The organism is Streptomyces sp. NPDC053076, from assembly GCF_044546845.1.
GTDB lineage: Bacteria > Actinomycetota > Actinomycetes > Streptomycetales > Streptomycetaceae > Streptomyces.
In genome coordinates this window covers 955,297-973,469 of sequence record NZ_JBITZL010000001.1, presented here as the reverse complement: position 1 = coordinate 973,469, position 18,173 = coordinate 955,297, and the positions used below count along the sequence as shown (strand labels likewise).

The 18,173-nt window shown below is 70.1% G+C and carries 14 protein-coding genes and 6 pseudogenes; 15 read left to right on the top strand and 5 right to left on the bottom strand.

Features of this window, described 5'->3' with window-relative positions; all coding sequences use genetic code 11:
• Positions 1 to 225: 225 nt before the first annotated feature.
• The 5 genes and pseudogenes from ACIGYR_RS03850 to ACIGYR_RS03830 form a co-directional block, all read left to right on the top strand.
• Positions 226 to 591 (top strand): annotated as a pseudogene (locus ACIGYR_RS03850) (aldo/keto reductase); the annotation flags it as partial.
• A gap of 548 nt (positions 592 to 1,139) precedes the next feature.
• Complete coding sequence (locus ACIGYR_RS03845; RefSeq protein ID WP_399602648.1) at positions 1,140 to 1,391, top strand: DUF1931 family protein; 252 nt, start codon at positions 1,140 to 1,142, stop codon at positions 1,389 to 1,391.
• Positions 1,328 to 1,591, top strand: a complete 264-nt coding sequence (locus ACIGYR_RS03840) for a DUF1931 family protein (RefSeq protein ID WP_399603221.1) — start codon at positions 1,328 to 1,330, stop codon at positions 1,589 to 1,591. Before ACIGYR_RS03845 ends, ACIGYR_RS03840 begins: the two co-directional genes overlap by 64 nt.
• 309 nt (positions 1,592 to 1,900) lie before the next feature.
• Positions 1,901 to 2,467, top strand: a complete 567-nt coding sequence (locus ACIGYR_RS03835) for a type 1 glutamine amidotransferase domain-containing protein (protein WP_388977534.1) — start codon at positions 1,901 to 1,903, stop codon at positions 2,465 to 2,467.
• 129 nt (positions 2,468 to 2,596) lie between these two features.
• The gene (locus tag ACIGYR_RS03830; RefSeq protein WP_399602645.1) at positions 2,597 to 2,731 is read left to right on the top strand and encodes a hypothetical protein; all 135 of its coding nucleotides are present in this window, start codon (positions 2,597 to 2,599) and stop codon (positions 2,729 to 2,731) included.
• 26 nt (positions 2,732 to 2,757) lie between these two features.
• On the opposite strand, the gene uvrA is transcribed toward ACIGYR_RS03830, so the two are convergent.
• On the bottom strand, positions 2,758 to 5,226 hold the full coding sequence (gene uvrA / locus ACIGYR_RS03825) for an excinuclease ABC subunit UvrA (protein ID WP_399602642.1): 2,469 nt from the start codon (positions 5,224 to 5,226) through the stop codon (positions 2,758 to 2,760).
• Positions 5,227 to 5,438: 212 nt separating this feature from the next.
• Here uvrA and ACIGYR_RS03820 point away from each other — a divergent pair, with 212 nt between their 5' ends.
• The 3 genes from ACIGYR_RS03820 to ACIGYR_RS03810 all read left to right on the top strand — a co-directional run bounded on the left by ACIGYR_RS03820 (position 5,439) and on the right by ACIGYR_RS03810 (position 10,521).
• A complete protein-coding gene (locus ACIGYR_RS03820) occupies positions 5,439 to 6,560 on the top strand; it encodes a hypothetical protein (RefSeq protein WP_399602639.1) in 1,122 nt (373 codons plus the stop codon).
• Positions 6,561 to 6,868: 308 nt separating this feature from the next.
• Positions 6,869 to 8,044 (top strand): glutathione-independent formaldehyde dehydrogenase, encoded by a 1,176-nt coding sequence (locus ACIGYR_RS03815; RefSeq protein WP_399602637.1) that lies wholly within the window; start codon positions 6,869 to 6,871, stop codon positions 8,042 to 8,044.
• Positions 8,045 to 8,346: 302 nt separating this feature from the next.
• On the top strand, positions 8,347 to 10,521 hold the full coding sequence (locus ACIGYR_RS03810; RefSeq protein ID WP_399603218.1) for an FUSC family protein: 2,175 nt from the start codon (positions 8,347 to 8,349) through the stop codon (positions 10,519 to 10,521).
• Between the two features lie 46 nt (positions 10,522 to 10,567).
• On the opposite strand, the gene ACIGYR_RS03805 is transcribed toward ACIGYR_RS03810, so the two are convergent.
• On the bottom strand, positions 10,568 to 11,365 hold the full coding sequence (locus ACIGYR_RS03805) for a hypothetical protein (RefSeq protein ID WP_399602635.1): 798 nt from the start codon (positions 11,363 to 11,365) through the stop codon (positions 10,568 to 10,570).
• A 214-nt stretch (positions 11,366 to 11,579) separates the two neighbouring features.
• Here ACIGYR_RS03805 and ACIGYR_RS03800 point away from each other — a divergent pair.
• Positions 11,580 to 11,651, top strand: a pseudogene (locus ACIGYR_RS03800) (AraC family transcriptional regulator); the annotation flags it as partial.
• Positions 11,652 to 11,654: 3 nt separating this feature from the next.
• Here the strand turns inward: ACIGYR_RS03800 and ACIGYR_RS03795 are convergent.
• The 3 genes and pseudogenes from ACIGYR_RS03795 to ACIGYR_RS03785 form a co-directional block, all read right to left on the bottom strand.
• A pseudogene (locus ACIGYR_RS03795) lies at positions 11,655 to 11,743 on the bottom strand (transposase); the annotation flags it as partial.
• A 21-nt stretch (positions 11,744 to 11,764) separates the two neighbouring features.
• Positions 11,765 to 12,424, bottom strand: a pseudogene (locus ACIGYR_RS03790) (nucleotidyl transferase AbiEii/AbiGii toxin family protein).
• Positions 12,421 to 12,783 carry a hypothetical protein gene (locus ACIGYR_RS03785; protein ID WP_399602632.1) on the bottom strand — a complete coding sequence of 121 codons (363 nt, stop codon included), beginning with the start codon at positions 12,781 to 12,783 and terminating at the stop codon, positions 12,421 to 12,423. Before ACIGYR_RS03785 ends, ACIGYR_RS03790 begins: the two are co-directional and overlap by 4 nt.
• 919 nt (positions 12,784 to 13,702) lie before the next feature.
• Between ACIGYR_RS03785 and ACIGYR_RS03780 the strand changes: the two genes are divergently transcribed.
• From ACIGYR_RS03780 to ACIGYR_RS03755, 6 genes and pseudogenes are all read left to right on the top strand, one after another.
• Positions 13,703 to 14,626 (top strand): LLM class F420-dependent oxidoreductase, encoded by a 924-nt coding sequence (locus tag ACIGYR_RS03780; protein WP_399602630.1) that lies wholly within the window; start codon positions 13,703 to 13,705, stop codon positions 14,624 to 14,626.
• Between the two features lie 79 nt (positions 14,627 to 14,705).
• On the top strand, positions 14,706 to 15,530 hold the full coding sequence (locus tag ACIGYR_RS03775) for a DUF1684 domain-containing protein (RefSeq protein WP_399602627.1): 825 nt from the start codon (positions 14,706 to 14,708) through the stop codon (positions 15,528 to 15,530).
• Positions 15,531 to 15,906: 376 nt separating this feature from the next.
• Positions 15,907 to 16,515 carry a beta/gamma crystallin domain-containing protein gene (locus tag ACIGYR_RS03770; protein ID WP_399602624.1) on the top strand — a complete coding sequence of 203 codons (609 nt, stop codon included), beginning with the start codon at positions 15,907 to 15,909 and terminating at the stop codon, positions 16,513 to 16,515.
• A 74-nt stretch (positions 16,516 to 16,589) separates the two neighbouring features.
• Positions 16,590 to 16,703: pseudogene (locus tag ACIGYR_RS03765) on the top strand (PLP-dependent transferase); the annotation flags it as partial.
• Positions 16,700 to 17,739: pseudogene (locus ACIGYR_RS03760) on the top strand (alpha/beta fold hydrolase). The pseudogenes ACIGYR_RS03765 and ACIGYR_RS03760, both read left to right, overlap by 4 nt.
• Before the next feature lie 208 nt (positions 17,740 to 17,947).
• Entirely contained in the window at positions 17,948 to 18,148 is a 201-nt protein-coding gene (locus tag ACIGYR_RS03755) for a DUF5132 domain-containing protein (protein WP_399602621.1), read from the top strand.
• The last annotated feature ends 25 nt before the right edge of the window (positions 18,149 to 18,173 follow it).

The window sequence follows — 18,173 nt, the reverse complement described above, 5'->3', positions numbered from 1 at the left end:
GCAGTTGCGCAGGCTGCCCCACTACAGCGCTGCGGGGGGTGGGTGGCCCTTCCTCTTGTCGGCACCAGCCTCGAAAGGGCCGAGTAGGTGTCCCACGCCGCCTGTGGACCGCAGCAGCGCCAGCATCAGCGGATGCTCCGGCAGATGTCGCGGCCTGCGCGAGGCGAACGCAGCGGCAGGACACCACCGACGGGTGACGTCCTGGCCGCGGTCCGGGCGTCACAGGGCGATGACGTGGAGGTCGACCAGGTGCTGTACAACCTCTCCCGGCGCGGCATCGAGTGGGATCTGCTCCCCTGGTGCCGCGAGGCCGGGGTGAGGGTCATGGCCTACTCCCCGATCGAGCAGGGGCGGCTGCTGAAGGGCGACGCTTTGGGTGCCGTGGCCCGGGCCCTCGGAGCCACGCCGGCCCAGGTGGCACTCGCCTGGGTGCTGGAACAGGGGGTGGCCGCGATCCCGCGTTCCGGATCACCCGACCACGTTCGGGAGAACCGCGGCGCGCTGGACCTCCACCTTCCCACCGAGGCGCTCGACGCCCTCGACGAGGCGTTCCCGCCGCCCAACGGGCCCACGCCCCTGGAGATGCTCTGAAGAGGTTGCCAGGGTGGCGCCCCCGCGCGACGCCTCTCCAGCAGCGGGCGACAGCCGTTGCGGTGATTGACGCGTTCGTCGCTGACCCGCCCGTTTCGGCATTGCAGAGGGCCTCGGCCTCCGCGGACATGAGCGCGTGGCGCCCTGTGCGCCCCGGGTCCCGGGCGCACCAGGTCCGCACGCTCACGTCCGCAGGGCACCGCCAACCGTCCTTGAGCTTCGGAACCCGAGAGACCGTGCCATACCTTGCCCGCTCATGCGGATAGCGGTTCGCCCAGCTTCGCGCAGAGCGTTTGTCCGGTCGGCAATTCTCGTACGAGGCGTTGCAACGCCGTGCAGCCTCCTGCGGATGGACGGCCGTACGGCTGGCCGAGGGATGCCTGCGCACTTCATGCTGCTCTGCCAGGGGAAGAGGGGGCGCCCTTTTTCGGCCTGGAGTGCGGAGGCGCTCAGCAGGGAGGCTCTGCGAATCTCGACCGGGGAACAGCCGATAGCGGCGCGGGCGGGAGCGAACGGCGCCGTCCGTTCCCGGTGAGGAGGCGGGAGGCATGACCGTGATGGGTGTGTCGAAATTCGAGAGGTTCTTCCGCGCCGCCGCAAGCCTCGGCGTGGACAGGAACGACCTGAAGCGGTACGGCGATTTCGTCGACGCCAAGCTCTACGACCTCCTGGTCGTCGGCCAGGCGTCGGCCAAGGCAGGCGGCAGGGACACCGTCGAACCGCGGGGGATCTACCGATCACCAAGGGCCTCCAGGAGAGCATCCATCGGTTCCGGCGGCTCGACGAGGAGGTCGAACTGAAGCCGATCCTGGACCAGCTCGCCGCACACCCTCCCCTCGACAGGACACCCACCCAGGAGGCCGAAGAGCGCTACCCCGAGACCATCGGCGGTCTGAGCGTCGCTCTCGCCGAGACGTTCAAAATCATGTATCCGGATGTCAAGAACCCGCAGACCAGTCACTGGGAGGGCGTTACAGCGGTGTTCGACCGGCTGCTGTAGCAGTCGCGCCCCGGTGCATGGCGCCGACTCGTCTCAGGCCGGGAAGGTCGGGCCGCCCCGGATCTCGCACGAACTCGTACTCAACAAGGCAGCGGACGGATACACGGGCACCAGTATTTCGGCGCCCGCGACGACGGCTGGACGAAGGTCGTCCTCACTCGAACGGCAGCTTTTACCGACCGCGCGCAGCCATGCGCTCGGGGCACCTTCGGGCCTTGCAGTCCGGTCCGGAAAAAGGAATGCGGACAGGCCCCGCCGGGTGACCGCTCGCGTCCTAAGGAACCAGCGACTCGTGAAGGGAGCCGTACCATGACACAGGAACTCCGGGGGATGCGGGTGGGGATTCTGGCCACCGACGGCGTCGAGCGCGTGGAACTCGATCAGCCGCGCGGTGCGCTGCAGGGCGCAGGGGCGAAGACCGAGATCGTCTCGCTCCACCACGGCGAGATCCAGGCCCGCCAGTTCGACCTCAACGCGGCCGGAACTTTCCCCGTAGACCGCCTGGTCGCCGACGCCTCCGTCGACGACTACCACGCCCTGCTCCTGCCCGGCGGCACCATGAACCCTGACCAGCTACGCATGGACCGCGACGCGGTGCAGTTCGTCAAGGACTTCATGGCCAGCGGGAAACCGGTCGCATCGATCTGCCATGGCCCGTGGACCCTGGCGGAAGCCGACGCCGTGCGCGGCCGCCGCCTGACGTCCTGGCCCAGCATCCGCACCGACCTTCGCAACGCCGGCGCGGAGGTGGTCGCCGACCAGGAGGTGGTCGTCGACGGGCAGCTGGTCACCAGCCGCGGCCCGGCCGACCTGCCCGCTTTCTGCGCCGCCGTCGTGGAGCAGTTCGCGCGGGCGCATCACCCCATGCCCGGCTGACCCGGCGGCCTGGTCGCAGGCCGTGCGCGGTGGAGGTGGGCCCGCTCTTCACCCCACGGGCCGGTCAGCCCGGGCGGTCGCCTCCGTGCGGATGCCGTCCGCGCAGCCGTCGAATGCCGGCACGCCCAAGTGAAGATCAAGATGCGCCACGTAGCCGAACGCATCGTGGAACGGGCCCCGACGGAACACCTCGAGGGCAATATCCGCCACAAGCTGGAACGCAGCATGGCGACGCGCGCGACCCCGCGCCCCGAAGCCGGCTGACCGGTACTCAGCCCCTCACGCTGTCATCAGGAGCGCGCGAGCCGGGCCGCGAGATAGGGCGCGGTGGCGCTGCGGCGGCCCCTCGCCACCTTGGCCGGCGGGCCCGCCGCGACCACCCGCCCGCCCGCGTCGCCGCCGCCCGGGCCGAGGTCGACGACCCAGTCGGCGGTGGCGATCGTGTCCAGGTCGTGCTCGACGAGGACGACCGTGTTGCCGGCGTCGACGAGCCGGTGCAGCTGTCGCAGCAGCAGCGCGATGTCGGAGGGGTGCAGCCCCGCCGTCGGCTCGTCGAGCAGGTAGAGCGCGTGCCCGCGCCGGGCTCGCTGCAGTTCGGTGGCCAGTTTGATGCGCTGCGCCTCACCGCCGCTGAGTTCCGTCGCGGGCTGGCCCAGCCGCAGGTACCCGAGCCCCACCTCGCGCAACGTCTCCAGACTGCGGGAGGCGGCCGGGACGGAGGACAGGAACCTGGCGGCGGCGTCGACGGACAGCGCCAGTACTTCCGCGATGTTCTTGCCGCGGTAGGTGACTTCCAGCGTTTCGGCGTTGTACCGGGCGCCTTCGCAGGTCGGGCACGGCGCGTAGGTGCCGGGCAGGAACAGCAGTTCCACTGCGACGAATCCTTCGCCCTGGCAGGTCTCGCACCGCCCTTCGGGCACGTTGAAGGAGAACCGGCCGGCCGAGTAGCCGCGCGTCCTGGCCTCGTCCGTCGCCGCGTACAGCTTGCGCACCGCGTCGAACATCCCGGTGTACGTGGCCAGGTTGGACCGGGGAGTCCGGCCGATGGGCCGTTGGTCGACCCGGACCAGCCGGTCGAACGACTCGACCCCCGACGCGTCCTGGACGTCGACTTCCAGCTGTGCCTCGTCGGGCTCCTCGGGTACGAGTCCGAGGTGGCCGCGGACGACCTCGGCGAGCACCTGCGTCACCAGCGTCGACTTTCCGGAACCGGACACGCCCGTCACCGCCGTCAGTACGCAGAGCGGTATGTCGACGGACACGTCGTGCAGATTGTGGCGGGAGACGCCGCTCAGGTGCAGCCAGCCGTGCGGTGTGCGCGGGCGGTGATCGAGCGGCTGGGCGCGCCCGAACAGGTACTGGCTCGTGGCCGACTCCCCGACCCGCTCAAGACCGGCGACCGGGCCGCTGTACAGCACGCGTCCGCCGCCCTCGCCCGCACCGGGGCCGATGTCGACCACCCAGTCCGCCCGCCGTACGACGTCCATGTCGTGCTCCACGACGAACAGTGAGTTGCCCGCCGTCTTGAGGCGGTCCAGCACGTCCAGCAGCGGTTCCGCGTCAGCCGGGTGCAGGCCCGCGGAGGGTTCGTCGAGGACGTAGACGACGCCGAACAGCCCCGAGCGCAGCTGGGTGGCGACCCGCAGGCGCTGCGCCTCGCCGGGCGACAGGGTCGTCGAGCGGCGCCCGAGGCTGAGATATCCGAGGCCCAGGTCGAGCAGTACGTCGACCCGCGCCACCAGATCGCCGCAGATCCGGACCGCGACCTCGGTCGTCTCCCCGGATCGTGCGGTCGACGTGGTGGCGTCGGCCTCGGACCGCCCCGCGACGGGCCGCAGCAGCGCCACGACCCCGGTGAGCGGCATCGCGTTGATCTCGGCGATGGAACGTCCGGCGAAGGTCACGGCGAGCGCCTCGGGCCGCAGTCCGCTGCCGTGACACTGGGGGCAGGGCACACTCCTGACGAACCGGAGCGCCCGTTCGCGCATCTTCTCGCTCTTGGAGTCGGCGAGGACGTGCATGACGTGCTTGCGGGCGCTCCAGAACTTGCCCTGGTAGCCGTAATCGATGCGGTCCTCCTCCGGCTCGATGTACACGGAGGGCTGCTCGTCCGTGTACAGCAGCCAGTCCCGGTCCTTCTTCCTGAGCCTGCGCCACGGTCGGTCGATGTCGATCCCCAGGCCGCTCACGACACTGCGCAGGTTGGCGCCCTGCCAAGCGCCCGGCCAGGCGGCGATCGCCCCCTCGCGGATGCTCAGCGAGGGGTCCGGGACGAGCAGGTCCTCGGCGACGTCGTGCACGACACCCAGCCCGTGGCACTCCGGGCAGGCGCCGGCCGCGGTGTTGGGTGAGAACGACTCGGCTTCCAGCCGTGCGGCCCGGGGCGGATAGGTGCCGGCGCGGGAGTACAGCATGCGCAGCAGATTGGACAGCGTGGTGATGGTGCCGACCGTCGAGCGCGCGCTGGGCGACCCGCGTCGCTGCTGCAGGGCCACGGCCGGTGGCAGTCCGGTGATTTCCTGCACGTGCGGTGCGCCGACCTGTTGCAACAGTCTTCGGGCGTACGGTGCCACGGACTCGAAGTAGCGCCGCTGGGCCTCCGCGTAGAGCGTGCCGAACGCGAGCGAGGACTTGCCCGAACCGGAGACGCCGGTGAAGGCGACCATCGCGTCCCGCGGAACGTCGACATCGATGTTCCGCAGGTTGTTCTCACTGGCGCCCCGGACATGCACGAAGGGGTCGGTCGCGTCCTTGTCCACCGTTCCTGACTACCTGATCGCGCCGGGAACCGCGCGACAGGCGCCGTAACCCGGCCCCGCTCACACGAGCGTCCGGAGAATCCCGGCTTCGGCGACAACGGCCCCGGCGCCGCCCCTGCCGGCAGGGGCCAGCGTGTCACGCGGCGTCGGCGTTACCCCGGGGGCATCCTGTGGGCACATGCGATCCCGGGGGCAGCCGACGAGAAGGAGTCATGCGGGTGTCGTCTCAGGGCGTTACGGTCGTGGCTCTCCTGGCGGATCCGGACACGCCGACGGAGATCGCACAGCGCATGGCCCGGATACTTGCCGATCGGCTCGCCGACACGTCGGGCCAGGGCCGACGGTTCGACGTCGAGGTGGTGAGCGAGCCCTTCACCGCGGGGACCGAGGACCCGCCCACCTTGATGCACCGGATCATGGAACGCGGAAGTGCGGAGAATTGGGACATCGTCGTGGCCCTCACCGACCTTCCGCTGCACTCACATGGGCGCAAGCTCGTGGTGGATCTGAGTCACGAACACGGCTTGGCGCTGCTGTCTCTTCCCACGCTGGGGGGCTTCCGGCTGCAGACCAGGGCCCGGCAGGCCGTGGAAGAAGCCGTGCTCAGCTTGGCGGGCCCGCAGGCCACTGGGGCTGAGGGGCCTCCGGGGAGTCAGCCGCTGCGGGGGCCCTTCGCCGGTCGTCTCACGCCTATCCGTCCGGGCCAGGTCGGTGAGGAGGAGATCGCCGATCTGCGGTACATCGTCAGCGGGCCGCGCGGTTACCTGAGGGTGCTCCTCGGTATGGTCCGCGCCAACCGGCCGTGGCGCTTGGTGCCGGGCTTGTCGAAAGCCCTGGCGGCCGCACTCGCCACGGGAGCGGTCGCCACTGTGAACTCCACCATCTGGAGCCTGGCGGCGTCCCTGAGCACCCCGCGCCTCGTGATCGCCATGGTCGGGTCCGTCGCGCTCATGATCGGCTGGCTGATCGTGGACGCGAACCTGTGGCATCGAACGGATGAGGCATCGCCGGAGGCGAGGAAGAGAGCGGCTCTCTACAACGCCTCGACGGTCGTGACCGTGGGTATCGGGGTGCTCGTCTGCTACGTGGGTCTGATGGTCATCAACTTGGTGTGGGCGCTGTTCATCCTCAACGACCGGGTGTTCGCTTCCATGACACGAACCCCGCTGCACGGTACGGAGTACTGGACGTTGTCATGGTTCGTCGCTTCGGTCGCCACGGTGGGCGGCGCGCTCGGATCGGGCTTGGAGAGCGACGAGGCGATCCGGGCAGCCGCCTACTCCAAGCGCGAACAGGAACGTCGCAGCGCGCTGCAGGGCGACCGCGGTGACTAACTGGTGACCTCGGGGAAGTTGCGCCGTCGGTAGGTGGTCGTCCGGGTCCCGGGACTGCGCTGATCGGACGGTGCGTGGCTGTTTCGCCTCGGGGCCGACGGGGACCCGGACGGCACGTCGCCGGAGCGCCGAAGCTCCGCCTGGCAGGCCGGCGGCGGCACCACCGTTCCACCCGATCCGGGTGAACGGCCCGCAGAGGCGTGCCCGAGCCACGGACCCCGTCTTGGCGATTTTCGGGAGTCAGGCTCTCTGTGCCGTCTCCATCACCGTCGTGCCGCGGTCATGCCGGGACACTGAGGGAAGTCATCATGAAAGCAGCGGTATATGAAGGACCGCGAACGGTCACGGTGAAGGGCGTACCGGACGCGAAGATCGAGCACCCCTGCGACATCATCGTCAAGATCACCACCACCAACATCTGCGGTTCGGACCTGCACATGTACGAGGGCCGTACCTCGTTCGAGTCGGGCCGCACCCTGGGACACGAGAACATGGGCCAGGTGGTGGAGGTCGGCTCGGCCGTCCGCAAGGTCCAGGTGGGCGAGTACGTGGTCCTGCCCTTCAACATCGCCTGCGGCTTCTGCAAGCAGTGCGAGCAGGGTCTGACCAACTACTGCCTGACCATGCAGCCGGAACCGGCCCTCGCGGGGGCTGCCTACGGATTCGCCGACATGGGCCCCTACCAGGGTGGCCAGGCGGAGCTGCTGCGCGTGCCCTACGGCGACTTCAACGCGCTGCGTCTGGGTGAGGACGCCGCCGAGCGGCAGACCGACTACGTGATGCTCGCCGACATCTTCCCGACCGGCTATCACGCCACCGAGATGGCCCACGTCAAGCCGGGCGACCAGACCATCGTCTTCGGTGCCGGTCCCGTCGGGCTGATGGCGACCTACTCCGCCCTCCTCAAGGGTGCCGGCCGGGTCTGGACGGCCGACCACCAGCCCGACCGGCTGCGCAAGGCGGAGGAGATCGGGGCCATCCCGATCAACACGGCCGAGCAGAACCCGGCGGAGGTCGTCAAGGAGGCCACCCTCGGTCTGGGCGCCGACAACGGCTGCGAATGCGTCGGCTACCAGGCACACGACCCCCAGGGACACGAGGACGCCAGCCTCACGCTCAACGGCCTGATCGACTCGGTCAGGTTCACCGGCCACATCGGCGTGGTGGGCGTGTTCCTGCCCCAGGATCCCGGCGGCGCGGAGGCTCAGGGTGAGCTGGAGGCCCAGGGCAAGGTTCCGATCGACTTCGGGATGATGTGGTTCAAGGGCCAGCACATGGGGACCGGGCAGGCGCCGGTGAAGAAGTACAACCGGGCGCTGCGGGACCTGATCGTCGGCGGGAAGGCGAAGCCGAGCTTCGTGGTCTCCCACGAGCTCAGCCTGGACGAGGCCCCCACCGCCTACGAGCACTTCGACGCCCGTGACGAGGGCTGGACCAAGGTCGTCCTGAACCCCGACGGACACGGCAACGGCCACAAGCGGTAAGAGAGCCGGGTCGCCGTCCGCCTGTGTCCCCCTGGACCGGTCCGGGAGACGGATGGCCATCTGCTCGTTCCCCGGCCGGAGCTGGGCGCAATCGCCTGCGCTCCGGCCGGACCTGAACCAACAACGATTGCCCGGCCCGGAGGACGGACAGCGGACGCTCAGCAGTGTCGGCAGTGGCAGCACTCCAGCCGCTGCGGCCGCCGGCGTTCGCGGACCGCGTGGGAGGTCTCCTTGCCCTACGGCTGCCGCACCTCAACCAGGCCGACGCGACCCGGCAGGGCGTTCCGGCCAGGCGGACACCCGTGACGTGGCTGCGGGCCTTCGGGGAGGTCGTGCGATCCGGGCTCACGATCGAGGAGACGCGGCTGGAGCCCCTGCTGGCGCTGCGCACGGCCGCTGGGGTGGCGATCGTCATCGGGCCGACGCTGTGGCTTATCTCCCCTGCGTATGCCGCGTCCGCCGCCCTCGGCGCCTACTCCGCGGGTGGGGCCACCTTCCAGCGCAGTTGGCGTCCGCGCAAGGTGGTCGCGCTCGGCGCGGGCGCGGGTCTGGCGCTCAGCACCTTCGTGGGCTACCTGGCGGCGGGGCGACTCGTGACGTTCCTCCCGCTGCTGGCCGTATGGGCCCTTGCCGCGGGAATGGCGTGGGCCGTCGGATCGACCGCTGGGATCGTCGCGGCGACGACGGTCGGCAGCATGCTGGTGACCATCACCCTGCCCACGAGCGTCGGGCGAGCCCTGGAGCACGCCGGGGTCATCGCGCTCGGAGGCGTGGCGCAGGCCGTGCTGATCTTGCTGTTCCCGATCCGCCGTTGGGGGGCGCATCGTGACGCGCTCGCCGACGCCCTGGCCGCCGTGGCGGACTACGCCCGCCGACTGCGGGACGACCCGACCGCCCCGTTCGACCCGGAACCCTTGATGACGGCCCGGGACGCGGCCGCCGTGACGCCGTCACAGGCCCGCACCCGTCCCCCCGTCCTCCACGGCCCCCGGGGCCTCGCCGAGCGCATCCGGCCGGTCGTCATGGCGCTCGCCGACCCGGACGTCGGCGCCCCGGCGGAGGGACCCGGGCGGGACCGCGCGCGGGAGCTGCTCGACGCGGCCGCCGACGTCCTGGACGCGGCCGCCCGTTCGATCCGCCTCGGCACTCCCGCCGGCGTGCCGCCCGGGAGCGCGGACGTCCTGCGCGTCGACGAGGAGCACGAGGTGCTGGAGGGGCCCGCCCGGCAGGCCGCCGAGCGGCTCGTGGAACTGCTCGGCGAGGCGTTGGAGATCGCCGGGAGCGGCTGCGCGCGCGGGAGGACGCCCATCCCGCCCGGCCCCGCCGACGCCCAGTTCCTGGTGCGCCCGACCATGCTCCGGCTGGTCCCGGTCGTCGTCCGGGCGGTGCGCCGTGAGTTCCGCCGGGACTCGCCCGTGTTCCGGCACGCCGTGCGCCTGGCGGCGGTGGCCACGCTCGGCTATCTGATCGCCGCGCGGCTCCCCCTGGGCCACGGCTACTGGGCGCCCATCGCCTCGGTGATGGTGATGCGGCCGGACTTCCACCGGACGTACGCGCGTGTGGTGGCCCGTCTCGCCGGGACCCTGGCGGGTGTCGGGCTCGCCACCGGGATGGTGCGGGCCCTGGGCCCGGACGCCCATGTGTTCGGCGCGCTGGCGGTGGTCTCGGCGGGTCTGTCGTACACGCTGATCCGTACCGGCTACGCCTACTCCCAGTGCTTCACCGCCGCGTACGTCGTCTTCCTGCTCGGCATGGGAGGCCAGGCATGGGAGCAGACGGTCCCGGAGCGGGTGGTGCTCACCCTGCTCGGCGGGGGCCTGGCGATGCTGGCCTACCTGGTGTTCCCCGCGTGGGAGACGCCCCGGCTGCCGGGCCGGCTCGCGGACTGGCTCGCCGCCAACGGCCGCTACGCTGCCGCGGTGCTCCGCAGCTACGCCGAACCGTCCCGGGAGCATCGCGCCGCCATGCGCCGGGCCCTGCTGGCGAGCAGGGAGGCGCGTGCCGCCTGGCAGGATGCCTACGACCAGGCGAGGCAGGAACCGGTCCGCCCCAGGGGTCTGACGTCGCGCGAGGCGCAGGAGGCGCAGGAGGCCCTCAAGCGGTTCGGCCGGGCGGCGATGCTCATGGAGAGCGATGTCCCGCGGGCCGACAGCCGTTTCGTCCCCGAGGCGGAGCGGTTCGCCGAGGCCCTGGAGGCGGACACCGCGCAGGCGGCAGTCGCCGTGCGCGAGCACAGGGATCCGGACTGGGGGCACGTGGAGGAGGCGCTCCGCGCCTGGGAGGGCGCCGCCGGGGACCGGAGCCCGGTGGTGCGGCGCGGGGCGGAACTGCAGAAGCGGGCCTTGGAGGACCTCGCGACGGCCGTGAGCCGCACACCCCTGGAACGGGACGTCGGCTCTGCTCGCGAGGACCAGCGGGTGCGGGCGACCCTGGCTGCGGAAGGTGACGGATCAGGACCCGCGCACCGAGATGGGTGACGGCGCCGGCGACAGAGAGCGCGGCGCCTCCTGGAACGGGAAATAGTCAAAGGGACGGGCTCAGAACTGCTGGCCCTGGCGGGTCAGATCCTTGTGATGGCGACACCGGCGTACGTGTGGCGGCGCTCGGCGCGGCCGGTACCCGGTAGATGTCGTCCGCCACGACATTTTTGGCGTTCACCGCGCGGGCTTCCCCGTTTCGCAGGCCGCAGCCCACCATCATGACGATCTCAAGCGCGAGGATGTGATCCGCGACAGTCAGCGCCTTCTTCACATAGTCGAGGGACGGGATGACCACCTTCTCCCGAACGTACTCCGGTTCCTGGACCCCCTTCACAGGATCATCCGCCATGGCCCCCTTGCCATAGGCATCCCGCAGGATGGCCTTGCGGACACGGAATATGTTCACCTGGTCTACGCGCCCGACCCCGTCCGTCTGCAACTCATCCAGGAAGCGCTCCACCACGATCGGCGTGACGGAGTCCAGCTTTCGCGATCCGAGACGCGGGACGATGTGCACGTTGATGGAACTGTCCACGTGCCAGCCCGTGGAGTACTCCGTCATCCTGCGCTGCCGGGGCCGCCACTGCTTCGCGTATTCCGCGACCGTCTGCTGACCGAGTTCCCGGCGGGCCTCGGCAACGGACGGCGCCGTCTTCTTCTCCGCGTAGATCTGCGTCAGGCGCTCGATCGCGTCGTCCTGCGTTTCGTAGCCAGCCTCTTCACGCTGCTTGCCGAGAGCGTCCCGGAACCGAATCGTGTACGGGTGCGGGCAACGAGTCGGCCTGGAACAACCGCACTCCTTGAAGAACGACCCCATCCCACGGGCGAGCTGTCGAGCCACGCATCAAGCCTTCCGAGCAGGGCGATGGGCGGCGCAGGACGCCCCTGCCGCGGGTGCAGTTCAGCCGATGGCGAACCGCCCTCGCGCACCGTTAAGGAGAGCCGTTGAAGGCGACCGAGGAAGTGCTCCAGGACCTGCCCCGGCCCTCGAACGTTTCCGTCCACTCCGACGACGCGCTCGTCGGGAAGGTGAAGGCCGCAAGGTGAAGGCCGCCATGGCGCGGCTGCGCCGGGTGCGGGATCGGATCGACCGGGAGTACGCCAAGCCGCTGACTGTCGAACGGCTATTCGATCAGTGTCTTGATCCTGGCCAGGGTCCAGGTCTGATCCGGCCAGCCGTGCGTGTGACCGATCCTTTAGCCAGCTCCTGCTCCAGAACAGGGGATGGACGCGTGTGACCTCAGGCATTCTCGTCATGAATCCGCGCACCCAGATCCTCCGCCCACTCCAGCGCCCACGCCTTGAGTTCTTCGATCTGCTGGGAGGTGAGCCCGTACGCGGTGTAGTCCTCATCCTCGTACCAGTCCGCGCCGACGAGCCGGTCCCGGAGGTCTTCGAGGCTGAACTCGTCGTGGGCGCGACGGCGGCCCAGGGATTCGAGGTCGGCGGTGGAGCGGTGGCGGGAGGCAGCCTGGACGTCGATGAGGTCGCGGACGGTGCCGCGGTCGGCGAGGGCACGGACCTTGGTGCCGATCACGTCGTCGAGGGAAAGAACGGGGCCGTAGGGGGTCTGGGCGGGCGGAGCCCAGAACGCCTCCTTGAGGACGTCCACCTCGCACTCCTCGCCGGTGTCCGGATCGGTGACGAGGAACCGGCCGCTGAGCGGATCGGTCTGGACGTGCGTGGTCCGCCATCCGCGCGCGCTGAGACCTGCTGTGAGTGAGGCGACGATCTCCTGCATCGGAGCGGGGTTCTCAGTGGCGACGTCGAGGTCGCGGCTGACGCGTTCGACCAGGCCGTGGGCCTACACGGCGTATCCGCCGGTGAGGACCAGAGGGTAGGGGGAGCCGAGATCGAGGATGTCGGCGAGGAGACGCTCGTGGAGCGGAGTGAGCTTCACGCGGCGGTCGTGTCGGCCGGAGCGGTGCGGAGCAGCTCGGGGAAAGCGTCCTCCCATACCTCGCGGATGTAGGGACTGATCAAACGCCGCAGCACAGGCCACTGCTCGATGAGCAGCCGATGGTGAAGAAGGGCCACCAGGTCCTCACTCAGTCCTTCGGCCAGGACGGTCCGGTAGAGCGTCATGCGGGACTTCGGCCGCTCCAGGCTGTAGCTCGTCCGCCCGGACCAGACGATGTGGAGCGGCAGGTCCACATTGCCCTCGACGGGGCCGACCAGCTCCTGCAAGCGCTCGGGCAGTCGGCTGCGGTACCGGTGCCGCAGCACCTCGGCGCGGGGTGCGGTGATCGTCGTGTCCATGCATCCAGTATCGCCACTGGGAGGCGGCGGCATGACGGATACGGGGCGCCCTGGCGTACGTACGGGTCGGGCGCCGCCCGCCATTCCCTCGGACATCTCATTCAGTGGGCGCTTAGCGCATCATGGCCTATGCGTAGCCCCCATGTGACGCGGCAACCGGCTGCCCTGCCGACCGGGGACCGGCCCCGCTCGCGGGCGCGGGTGATCATGACGCAGCAGGTCACGCGGAGGCCGCCGCGGTGCGGCTTCGCTCTCGATGTCGCAAACAGCGACAGTGCCGAAGCCGAAGCCCATGGCGCCGGGGCAGTGGACGAGAAGGACACCGGGGCGGGCGAGGTCGCGGTAGCGGCCAGAGGGGGCAATCGGCATCCATAAGGCACGCCGCTTCGGTCCCGAACGCAGCCCACTCGCTCAGTGCCCCATGCCGCGAACGAGCTGTCGAGTCACGCAGCGAACCTCCCGAGCGGGAGCCAGGACACCTGTGTCCAGGTCCCCCGTCATGGCAGCCATCAGGTCAGCAAGCTGGGACGCTCCCGCGCCCGATCCTGACCGTTTGCTGACCCGAGCGGCACCATCATGCCTCTGACCTGCGGAAACACCCAAACGCTAGATCTGGGACTTGAACATGGTACGAAACATGGAGAAACTCCCGATTTGTCTGCTCCCTGCCTGCTTCTGCAGGTCAAGGGCGGTGCCCGGAGGCTACGTCGTTTCTCATGTCTGGTCAGCTGTCGCCGGGTGTCTAAGGACTCACACTGACCCGTTGCTGACCTTTCTGACGCTAGCGCTCGCCGAAGGGGGAAGCTGCTGTATGCCGCGCTTCTGATGCAGGGCGGGACGGCTCCCGTACACATGACTGACAAGAATCTGTCACACGGGGACCGGAATGCGGGTCCGGTGGGCGCCCGTTCTGACTGGCATGACTGTCGGCGTAGCACTCAACGCGTACAACACGCACAACCAGGTCGATGCCACCGTGCAGTTGGCTCAGGAGGCCGCAGCCGCCGGTTTGCGCTCGGCCTGGTTCGGCCAGACCTTCGGCGCGGACTCACCCCAGCTCGCCGCGATCGTCGGGCGTGCGGTACCCGGACTGCAGGTGGGGACCTCCGCGATCCCGGTCTTCGGCCGGCACCCGCTGCTCGTCTCCAGCCAGGCCCAGACCGCGCAGGCCGCGACGCACGGCCGCTACCACCTCGGTCTGGCCCTGGGCACCAGACTTCTGACGGAGACCGGCTTCGGCCTGCCCTTCGAGCGCCCCATCGCCCGTCTGCGTGAATTCCTCACCGTACTGCGGCAGTTGATACAGACCGGCACGGCCGACTTCCACGGTGAGCTGATGACCGCGACCACCCCCGTCCCGGCACGGGTACCGGGCGCCGAGAACGGCGTCCCCGTGCTGGTCGCCGCGATGGGGCCGCAGGCGCTGCGGGTCAGCGGTGAGCTGGCGGACGGCATCCTGCCGTACCTGGCGGGACCGCGCGCCCTGGCGGAACACATCGTCCCCGCCGTGACCGCCGCGGCCGAGGCCGCCGGCCGCCCCGCGCCCAGGATCGTGGCCCTGGTGCCCGGCGTGGTCACGGACGACGTGGATGCGGTGCGGGCGAAGGCCACCGAGAACCTCGCGTTCTACGAACAGATCCCGTCCTACGCGCGGGTCATCGAACTCTCCGGCGGCCGGCGGGCCGCCGACGTGGCCGTGATCGGCGACGAGAAGGCGGTCGAATCCGAGGTCCGCCGATACCGCGACGCCGGCGCCACCGAGGTCGTGTTCTCGGGCACCGAGATCGCGGGAGAGGCGGATCGCCGTCGCACCTGGGCGCTCCTCGGCGAACTGGCCGGATGAGTGCACCCATCGGGCGCCGGCCCGGCAGACGCCCTGCAACCCTGTGCGAGGCCGGGCCTCGCGTGACAAAGGAGAACTCATGACCACTGAGGTCACCACGACGGACCTCCAGGCTTTCACCGAGAACTGGCTGGACTGGTACCGCGCCCAGGAGGCCAGGCTCGCCGACCCGCACGGGTTCCTGGCCATCACCGGCCTGCACTGGCTCGACGACCGGCCGCAGCGTTTCCCCGACGCGCCCGGTGCGTGGCACAGCGGTCGTGACGGGGTCGTCGTCATCCTCGACGATGGAGAGGAACTGGTCGTCGACGGAAACTCGGTGCGGGGTGAACACCGCTTCGGTGTGCTTGCCGAGCGCAGTGGCGTCGACGCGGTCTGGGGAGACGCCGTCATCGAGGTCGCCAAGCGCGGCGGCCATGACATCGTGCGCCCCCGGCACCCGGACGCGCCGCTGCGCACCGCCTTCACCGGGACACCCGCCTACGCCCCCGACCCGCGCTGGGCCGTGACGGGCCGGTACGTCCCCTTCGAGAAGCCACGGCCGACCACCGTGGGCGCGGCCGTCGAGGGCCTTGAGCATGTGTACGACGCTCCGGGCACGATCGAGTTCGAGCTGCACGGGCGCCGGTTGTCCCTGACCGCGTTCCCCGGACAGGGTGCCGGCCGGCTGATGGTGCTGTTCACCGACGCGACCTCCGGGGTCACCACCTACGCCGCCAACCGGGTCCTGGCCGTCGAGCCGCCCGCCGCCGACGGCACGGTCGTCCTGGACTTCAACCGCGCCGCAAACCTGCCGTGCGCCTACACGGACCTGGCCACCTGCCCGCTGCCACCGGCCGAGAACCGGCTGCCGGTGGCGATCGAGGCGGGTCTGAGGATCCCCCGCGAGCGCGGCGGGTCCTGAACCGGGATGCCGGCCGAGATGACGGCGGCCGGCAGCCCGTGCCGGCCCACCTCAGTCCTGAGGAGCGTCTGCGGCGGATGATCCGGATGCCGGTGTGCGGCCGCGCCTCGGAGGACAGTTCAGCGGACCGCGGGTGCCTGTCCGCCGGCACCGGCCTGCGAAGTGGGAGCTGAAGGCTCCGGTGGGGGTCCCGTACGGCCGACGCCCCGTCGACAGGGCGGCCGTCGCTCACTGCCGCCGACCTGACGGATGCGGGCAAGATCTCATGTTCGTGTCCGTCGCTCGTTCAGGTCCATGCCGTTGACGGTTTTGCGGTGGCGGGTAGAGCACCTGATGTTGGCCCGTCTGGTCCGGGCCCGATCAGGAAGGCGTCGCGATGCTCGACTCCGAGGTGGAGTTCTACACCCAGCCGAACTACACGGGGACTGCTCACACCTATTCGTTAGGCACTGATGAGAACCTGTTTCCCGATGCGCTGACCGACAAGTTCGCCTCCGTGCGGATCGGGAACAGGGCGAAGGTCTTCTTCTGGAACTATGAAGGGGAATCCGGCGAGCGTTCGGAGCTGACGGCCGACAGCCCGGACATCACCGACATCGGCAGGCCGACCCGTTTCCTGGTCGCGGACTCCGCCACTGTCGGGATCCTGATCGGTTTTGCCGATGCCACCGGCGCCGCACCCGGGCGCCACAGCCTCAAGGCCGATTCCTTCCTGGTCGGCAGCGTCACCATCCCCTCCACACCCAGCGGATCACACCTCAGCCTCATCGGAAAGATGGACCCGTCCGGGCAGCCGGTGACCACCGCGCTGTTCGTCCGGGATGAGTCCACCGGAGCTTACGTGGCAGTCGGCTCGGTCCACTTCGTCCTGAACGACAGGTGGATCGAAGTCTCCGACTCCAACCTGCCCGACAACCTCACGTGCCAGCGCTGGGCCGACAGCGTCACCAACGTCTTCATCTTTACCCTTACCAGCACCGAGTAGCACCGGCTCGTACGGGGCTGCGGTGCCGGGCTACTGGAGCTGCTCGCCGGCATCAAGTCCACGGACTATCGAAGGCGGCCACCGGCGCCTCCCTGGGCCTGGTGCGCCTGTCGGTCGGCATCGAGAACCTCGCCGATCTCAAGGCCGACCTGGAGGCGGGGTTCCGCGTGGCGAAGGGCGCGTCCTGAACACCTTACTGACGCCCTCCGCGGTCCCCCTCCCGCCGGCCTCCGGAGCCTGGCGGGAGGGGGATCCGCCCGGGCATCGCCAGTGGTACGAGCGTGACGAGCCGCTCGCCTTGGAGGCGAGCGGCGAACTGCCGGGTGTGCGGCTCGCGTTCGAGACATGGGGGCGGCTCACACCCGACCGGTCCAACGCGGTGCTCGTGCTGCACGCGCTGACCGGCGACAGCCACGCCGCCGGTGCCGCCGAGCCCGGCCACCCGACTCCCGGCTGGTGGGACGGGCTCATCGGCGCAGGGCTCGCGCTCGACACGGACCGCTGGTACGTCGTGGCTCCGAACGTGCTGGGTGGTTGTCAGGGCAGCACCGGACCGTCGTCCGCACGCCGGACGGACGCCGCTGGGGTGGTCGCTTCCCCTTCCTGACGCAACGCGACCAGGTGGCGGTTGAGGCCGGCCTGGCCGACGCCCTGGGCATCGGCAGCCGGGCACTGGTCGTCGGCGGATCGATGGGCGGAATGCGGGCGCTGGAATGGGCCGTGTCGCATCCGGAACGGACGTGGGCGGCCTGGTACTTGACGACCCTGGCCGACACGATCGAGGACGCCCTCCGGCCCTGGGCCGACCGGCCGCTGGCGCTCTTCGGACACAGCATGGGCGCCTGCGTCGCCTACGAGCTGGCCCTGCGTCTGGAGGCCCGCGGTATCGTCCCCGAACACCTCCTGGTCTCCGCACACTCGGCCCCGCAGCGGGCCGAACGCACCGCACTGCACCGTGCCGACGACGAGATCCTGATCAACCGCGTCCGGCACCTCGGAGACCTGCACTCGGGGGCCTACGACATCCCGGAACTGCGTGACCTGTTGCTGCCCGCACTCCGCGCGGACTACCGGCTCATCGAGCGCTACCATCCCCCGCATCCGACTCCGGTCAAGACACCGATCACCGCGTACGCCGGCCAGGACGACCGGAGTTGCGTGCTCGAACAGGCCCTCGCCTGGTCCGATACCGCGGTCTGCTCCGGTGCGCCTCCGCCCGAATGAATGAAAGGCGTCGGCCTCCCCGGGCGTATCGGCCGAGGGCCGACTACGGTGATTTTGGTGGGGGTGAAATTCCGGCCCGGCGCCACCGGCCAGGCGGCAGTGGCACGTGCGGCGGCAGCCGTAACGTGCAGTCGAGAGAGGCTTCGCGCATGCCCCTGTAGCGCCTCCCTTCCTCGTTGGCCTGATCGCGGCCCCTCTGGTCAAGAAGGTGGCGAAACCGCTGGTGCGGGGCATCATCAAGACGTCGGTCGGTCTGACCCTCGAAGTCAGGCGCGCGGCCATCGAGGCGGGCGACGAGATCCAGGACCTCACCCGTGAAGTGGCTGCCGAGAAGCTGGCGAGTTCGGCTCGCACGCGTCGGGCGAAAGCCGACGGCGAGGCGACGACGCACGGGGTCACGGCCGGCTGAGAACTGGTGGTTCTCGAAAAGCCGG

Bases quoted from the DNA above. Each gene is read 5' to 3' on its own strand.
- ACIGYR_RS03845 (WP_399602648.1), top strand. From the start codon at position 1,140: ATGACCGTGATGGGTGTGTCGAAATTCGAGAGGTTCTTCCGCGCCGCC.
- ACIGYR_RS03835 (WP_388977534.1), top strand. From the start codon at position 1,901: ATGACACAGGAACTCCGGGGGATGCGGGTGGGGATTCTGGCCACCGAC.
- ACIGYR_RS03820 (WP_399602639.1), top strand. From the start codon at position 5,439: ATGCGGGTGTCGTCTCAGGGCGTTACGGTCGTGGCTCTCCTGGCGGAT.
- ACIGYR_RS03815 (WP_399602637.1), top strand. From the start codon at position 6,869: ATGAAAGCAGCGGTATATGAAGGACCGCGAACGGTCACGGTGAAGGGC.
- ACIGYR_RS03785 (WP_399602632.1), bottom strand. From the start codon at position 12,783: ATGGACACGACGATCACCGCACCCCGCGCCGAGGTGCTGCGGCACCGG.
- ACIGYR_RS03780 (WP_399602630.1), top strand. From the start codon at position 13,703: ATGACTGTCGGCGTAGCACTCAACGCGTACAACACGCACAACCAGGTC.
- ACIGYR_RS03775 (WP_399602627.1), top strand. From the start codon at position 14,706: ATGACCACTGAGGTCACCACGACGGACCTCCAGGCTTTCACCGAGAAC.
- ACIGYR_RS03770 (WP_399602624.1), top strand. From the start codon at position 15,907: ATGCTCGACTCCGAGGTGGAGTTCTACACCCAGCCGAACTACACGGGG.